5 protein-coding genes are annotated in these 5,832 nt (G+C 65.7%); 2 read left to right on the top strand and 3 right to left on the bottom strand.

Translation table 11 applies throughout. The annotated features are described in order from the left end of the window. Window positions 1-167 precede the first annotated feature (167 nt). The 3 genes from K3F48_RS23075 to gltX form a co-directional block, all read right to left on the bottom strand. The gene (locus K3F48_RS23075; RefSeq protein ID WP_222577788.1) at window positions 168-818 is read right to left on the bottom strand and encodes a hypothetical protein; all 651 of its coding nucleotides are present in this window, start codon (window positions 816-818) and stop codon (window positions 168-170) included. 87 nt (window positions 819-905) lie between these two features. Continuing rightward, window positions 906-2,192 carry a citrate synthase gene (locus tag K3F48_RS23080; RefSeq protein ID WP_222577789.1) on the bottom strand — a complete coding sequence of 429 codons (1,287 nt, stop codon included), beginning with the start codon at window positions 2,190-2,192 and terminating at the stop codon, window positions 906-908. Between the two features lie 261 nt (window positions 2,193-2,453). Further along, on the bottom strand, window positions 2,454-3,893 hold the full coding sequence (gltX, locus tag K3F48_RS23085) for a glutamate--tRNA ligase (protein ID WP_222577790.1): 1,440 nt from the start codon (window positions 3,891-3,893) through the stop codon (window positions 2,454-2,456). A gap of 146 nt (window positions 3,894-4,039) precedes the next feature. On the opposite strand from gltX, the gene K3F48_RS23090 reads away from it, so the two are divergent. Both K3F48_RS23090 and K3F48_RS23095 read left to right on the top strand, forming a co-directional pair. Beyond that, complete coding sequence (locus K3F48_RS23090; protein WP_222577791.1) at window positions 4,040-4,207, top strand: hypothetical protein; 168 nt, start codon at window positions 4,040-4,042, stop codon at window positions 4,205-4,207. Window positions 4,208-4,269: 62 nt separating this feature from the next. After that, a complete protein-coding gene (locus tag K3F48_RS23095; RefSeq protein ID WP_222577792.1) occupies window positions 4,270-5,478 on the top strand; it encodes a serine protease in 1,209 nt (402 codons plus the stop codon). Window positions 5,479-5,832 lie beyond the last annotated feature (354 nt).

The following is a 5,832-nucleotide window of genomic DNA, read 5'->3' on the forward strand; positions in this document are numbered from 1 at the left end:
CCCAATCAAAGTTTCCCCCCCGTTGCCGTCCTCCGACACGCCCGCTTCGCGGGCTCCTCAGGACGAGGGTGATGGGGCTATAGTCCTTCAACCGATTGCCCTGCTCGCGCGAGCGCGCGCGCCGAGCGGAACGCGAGCCTCGAAGTCTCGCATTTCCGTCGACCCGCTCAGTCGCGCAGCGCGGCGCGGCCGGAGCGAACCGCCTCGATCACACGCAGCGCGACATTGGCGCCCTCGAGCCGGCCGCAGCCTTCGGAGAGCTCGGCGGCGACCGCCGGCGTCAGAATCTCATGATAGGAGTCGATGCGCTGCAGCCGATGGCGCATCGGCGCCTCGACGAAGCCGAGCGCATAGGCGCGCGCCGGCAGCGCGCCCTCGATCAGCGTCGCATGATCGTCGGTGACGAGATGGCTCGCCTGCAGCGAGCCGCCGATCTCGAAGCGGCCGCCGCCCCGGCTGTTGAACACGGGGCCGCTCGCGCGCACGTCGCCCAGCACGACGACATCGGCGCCGCCGAGCGTGATCGTCCGCGCCTCGAGATCGCCGCGCGCCAGGACGAAGGCGGCGACGCCATTGCCGGAATGATCCTCGAGATTGCCGTCGATCGTCAGATCGCCGTCGACGACGAGGCCGGCGATTTTGTCGCGCCACATCGCGTCATGGAGCTCGAGACGGCCCGGGAGGCGGAGATCGCCCGGGCAATAGGCGATCCTGAAGGCGGATAGATCGATCGAGCAGAGGCCGATCCATCGATCGAAGCGCAGCCGATCCCGCGCCTCGTCGAATCCGATGAGCTGGCAATTTTTGGTCGTGACCATGTTCGTCTCCCCCACATTGCCTTGAAGTTACCCTCGCGGCGGTGGGGAGGTCTGTGCGCCAGCGCACAGACCGGCGGCGCGGCGCCGTCAGCGTTTGGTCATGGGCAGATAATCGCGCTGCGTCTGGCCGGTGTAGAGCTGGCGCGGGCGGCCGATCTTGGAGCCCGGGTCCTCGATCATCTCCTTCCATTGCGCGATCCAGCCGACCGTGCGCGCCACGGCGAACAGCACGGTGAACATGGCGGTCGGCAGGCCCATCGCCTTCAGCGTGATGCCGGAATAGAAGTCGATATTGGGATAGAGCTTCTTCTCGATGAAATATTCGTCGTGCAGCGCGATGTTCTCGAGCTCGATGGCGACGTCGAGCAGCGCATCCTTCACGCCGAGCTCGGCCAGCACCTCGCGCGTCGTCCGCTGCATGATTTTCGCGCGCGGGTCGTAGTTCTTGTAGACCCTGTGGCCGAACCCCATCAGGCGGAACGGATCGTTCTTGTCCTTGGCCTTGGCGATGTAGATGGGAATGCGGTCCGGCGTGCCGATCTCGGCGAGCATCTTCAGCACCGCCTCGTTGGCGCCGCCATGCGCCGGACCCCACAGCGAGGCGATGCCGGCGGCGACGCAGGCGAAGGGATTGGCGCCCGAGGAGCCGGCGAGGCGGACCGTGGAGGTGGAGGCGTTCTGCTCGTGATCGGCGTGCAGGATGAAGAAGCGGTCGAGCGCCCGCGACATCACCGGATTGACCTTATACTCCTCGCAAGGGACGGCGAAGCACATGCGCAAAAAATTCGACGTATAGTCGAGATCGTTCTTCGGATAGACGAAGGGCTGACCGACCGAATATTTATAGGCCATCGCCGCCAGCGTCGGCAGCTTGGCGATCATCCGCGTCGAGGCGACCATGCGCTCGACCGGATCGGCGATATTGGTCGAGTCGTGATAAAAGGCCGAGAGCGCGCCGACCGAGGCCACCATCACCGCCATCGGATGCGCGTCGCGGCGGAAGCCCTGGAAGAAGCGCGCCATCTGCTCATGCACCATGGTGTGGCGCGTGATGCGATAGTCGAAATCGGCCTTTTCATTGACGGTCGGCAGCTCGCCATAGAGCAGCAGATAGCAGGTCTCGAGAAAGTCGCCGTGCTCGGCGAGCTGGTCGATCGGATAGCCGCGATAGAGCAGAATGCCGGCGTCGCCGTCGATATAGGTGATCTTGGATTCGCAGCTCGCGGTGGAGGTGAAGCCGGGATCATAGGTGAACATCCCGGTGTCGTTGTAGAGCTTGCGAATGTCGGCGACGGCGGGTCCGATCGTTCCCTCGATGATCGGCAAGGTCACGGTCTTGTCGCCGGCCTGAAAGGAAGCGTCTCTGGTCGTCATGGCCCCACCTTGGTTGGCGCACCCGCTCGCATCGAGCTAGGATCGGATATTGCAGCATATTCTGCGCCAGAGGAGGCGGGGGCCGTGGCCGGCCGTCGGATCCGCGGGCGAGGCTCGGTCGGCGAGCGGCTTGCTGTCGACGTCGTCATTCGGGCGGCGCGCCCAGCCGGGTCCGGCGCGAGGTTTCGGCGCGGGCGCGCAGGTTGCGCCGCAACCTCAGGGTTGTGCGTTGCACAAACTATAGCATTCCCCGCCCATCCTTCAAGCGCGCTGCGCGCTCGAAGGCGCCTGATCGGCGAGGCGCGCGAGGCTCTCCTCCCTGCCCAAAATGGCGAGCACGTCGAAAATGCCGGGCGAGGTGGTGCGGCCGGTGAGCGCGGCGCGCAGCGGCTGCGCCAGATCGCCGAGCTTGACGCCGAGCGAAGCGGCGATTTCGCGCACCACGGCCTCGGTCGTCGCAGCGCTCCACTCCTCGAGCGCCGCGAGGCGCGGCGTCAGCGCCGCCAGTCCCTCGCGCGCCTTGGGCGTGAGCAGCGCCGCCGCCTTGGCGTCGAGCGGCAGGGGCCGCTCGGCGAAGAGAAAGCCGGCGCCGTCGACGAGCTCGTTGAGCGTCTTGGCGCGCGCCTTCAATCCCGACATGGCCGCGGCGAGCTGCGCCTTGCGCCGCTCGTCCAGCTTCCGAGCGATCGCCTGTCCGCCCTCCAGATAGGGCAGGGAGGCGAGCAGCGTCGCCAACAGGTCAGCATCATCCGTATCGCGCAGATAATGCCCGTTCATATTCTCGAGCTTGACGAAGTCGAAGCGCGCCGGCGAGCGATGAATGCTGTCGAGGTCGAAGGCCTCGATCATTTCCGCCGTCGAGAAGAACTCGCGGTCGCCCTGGCTCCAGCCGAGCCGCAGCAGATAGTTCCGCAGCGCCGAGGGCAGATAGCCCATGGCGCGATAGGCGTCGACGCCGAGCGCGCCATGGCGCTTCGACAGCTTGGCGCCGTCCGGCCCGTGAATGAGAGGGATATGCGCGAGCGCCGGCGCCTGCCAGCCGAGCGCCTCATAAATATGCTTTTGCCGCGCCGCGTTGGTCAGATGATCGTCGCCGCGAATGATCTGCGTCACGCCCATGTCGTGATCGTCGACGACGACGGCGAGCATATAGGTCGGCGCGCCATCCGAGCGCAGCAGCACGAAATCGTCGATATCCTTGTTCGGAAACACGACGCGGCCCTGCACCGCATCCTCGATGACGGTCTCGCCCTCCTGCGGCGTCTTCAGCCGGATGACCGGCGCGATGCCCTCGGGCGCCTCCTCGGGCGAGCGGTCGCGCCAGCGCCCGTCATAGCGCGGCGGCCGCCCCTCGGCGCGCGCGGTCTCGCGCATCTCCTCGAGCTCCTGCGCGCTGGCGTAGCAGCGATAGGCTTTTCCGCGCGCCAGCAGCTCCTCGGCGATCTCGCGGTGCCGCGGCGCTCTGGAAAACTGATAGGTGACGTCGCCGTCCCAATCGAGCCCGAGCCAGCGCATGCCGTCGAGAATGGCGTCGATGGCCCCTTGCGTGGACCGCTCGCGATCGGTGTCCTCTATGCGCAGCAGGAAGAGGCCGCCATGGCGCTTGGCGTAGAGCCAGTTGAACAGAGCGGTGCGCGCCCCGCCGATATGGAGGAAGCCGGTGGGAGAAGGGGCGAAGCGCGTGACGACGTCTTTGGGCATTCTCTCGAGGACCGTTGTCGGGACGATTTGACCGGGCGCCTCGTGCGACGCTCGCCGGCGCTCCTTATCACGGGGCGCCGCGCGCGAAAATGGGGCGCGGCAGGCGCCATCATCCGGGGCGATCGGGTGAATGCAGGAAGGGGCGCATGACTCTCCCCCTGAAGGCTGCCGCATGCGAGGCGGGCGTCTCAGGGCCAGGGTCGGGGATTTTGTCCTTCATCCGAGATCATCCTGACGAATATTTACTTGAAGGTGGTAAAAAACTGACTTATTTTGCTTCTTCTCAAGTGATACGTACGGATTTTGTTGAATAAGTCAGTACTATGACTTGAGAGAATGTGAATATTTCATTACGCATTTTACCGGAGATGAAACGATGACTGATCGTCGACCTCGTTTTGCATTTTCGCTCGCTATAGCGATGGCGGCGCTGACGACAAGCACCGCGTTCGCGCAGCAATCGACGGCCAAAGACCCCCCCGGCACGGTCGAAAGCCCGAAATCCTCCGCCCCTGCCGCGCGGGGCAATCCGACGCCGCCGACAGGGCCGTATCGCTCGGTCCTGCCGCTCGCCGATCCCAAGGTCTTCGAGGACGCCGAGAAGGCCGCGCCGCATTCTGTTCCGACGGGAGAGCCGGGAGGCGTCAAGGCGGAAAGCTTGCAGCCGCAGACAGACGCGGCTCCCTCCGCCTATGGCACATCCACCGCGCCTTACACGACGGCCCGCGTCGCGGTGCAGGTCCAGGGCAGCTCGATGACGGTGGCGAACACGCCCGTCACCAGCTATCCCTTCCGCGCGACGGGCAAGCTCTATTTCAAGGTCGGCGCGGCGACGCATGTCTGCACGGCGTCCTTGTTGAAGCCCGGCGTGCTGATCACGGCGGCGCATTGCGTCGTCAATTACGGCAAGGGCTCGTCGGGCTGGTACAGCGGCTGGGTCTGGTGTCCCGCCAACGTCTCGGCGGCGGGGGGCGTCTACGGCTGCTACAACGCCGGATCGGCGCGGACGTTCACCACCTATGTCAATGGCACCGACGTCTGCGCCCAGGCCGGCGTCGTCTGCAACGACGACATAGCGACGCTGATTGTCGCGCCCAGGAACGGGGTTCTCGCGGGCAGGGTCGTCGGGTGGTACGGCTATGGCTGGAACGGCCCCTCTTATAGGCAGTCGCCTCTGCTCGGCAATGTGACGGCCGTGCAGATCACGCAGCTCGGCTATCCTGTCGCGCTGGACAGCGGCTATCAGATGGAGCGCACCGACGCCGCCGGCTGGTATTACGCCTCGGGCAATCTCAAGAACACGCAGATCGGCTCGGCGCAGACCGGGGGGTCGAGCGGCGGGCCCTGGCTGATTAATTTCGGCACGCCCCCGTCCTTCGGCGCCGGCTCGTCGCCCGGATATTTTGCGACGCAATGGGTCGTCGGCGTGACGAGCTACGGGTCGGCGTCGGTCGGCTTCAATCGCCAGGGCGCGTCCTACTTCGGGCAGAACTCGCAATTTGGCGGAAACTACGGCGCTTATGGCGCCGGCAACATCGGTCTGCTGATGCGCGACACCTGCACCGCCAACCCCACCTACTGCTAAACCGGCGGCGCCGGAAGCGCGCGCCCATGACGCCCTCGCTGCGGGGGCGCCATGGGCCGACCGCGCCGTTCTCGCAAGCAAGGGCGCGTCCCTCTCCCAAAGAGCTGAGGGGTTCACTCATTTCCAGGATGTCGTCATGGCCGGGCTTGTCCAGGACAAGCCCGGCCATGACGACTCTGCCTGGCTCGGCTCGCGTTCGAATTTTCCCCGGACAAGCCGTGCGCCCGTCGCCTCATCGCAGGGCTCCGAATTCGGGTTAACGAGCAGAGAGCTTTCAGCGTCATGCCCGCGCTTGTCGCACGGCTGTCCGGTTCAAGATAGGCATAGTATTATCTCGTATTGGCGTGGGTCCGG

Origin of the sequence: Methylosinus sp. Sm6, assembly GCF_019802345.1 — a bacterium.
In the GTDB taxonomy this organism is placed as follows: domain Bacteria; phylum Pseudomonadota; class Alphaproteobacteria; order Rhizobiales; family Beijerinckiaceae; genus Methylosinus.

Bases quoted from the DNA above. Each gene is read 5' to 3' on its own strand.
- gltX (WP_222577790.1), bottom strand. From the start codon at position 3,893: ATGCCCAAAGACGTCGTCACGCGCTTCGCCCCTTCTCCCACCGGCTTC.
- K3F48_RS23095 (WP_222577792.1), top strand. From the start codon at position 4,270: ATGACTGATCGTCGACCTCGTTTTGCATTTTCGCTCGCTATAGCGATG.
- K3F48_RS23090 (WP_222577791.1), top strand. From the start codon at position 4,040: ATGACTCTCCCCCTGAAGGCTGCCGCATGCGAGGCGGGCGTCTCAGGG.
- K3F48_RS23075 (WP_222577788.1), bottom strand. From the start codon at position 818: ATGGTCACGACCAAAAATTGCCAGCTCATCGGATTCGACGAGGCGCGG.
- K3F48_RS23080 (WP_222577789.1), bottom strand. From the start codon at position 2,192: ATGACGACCAGAGACGCTTCCTTTCAGGCCGGCGACAAGACCGTGACC.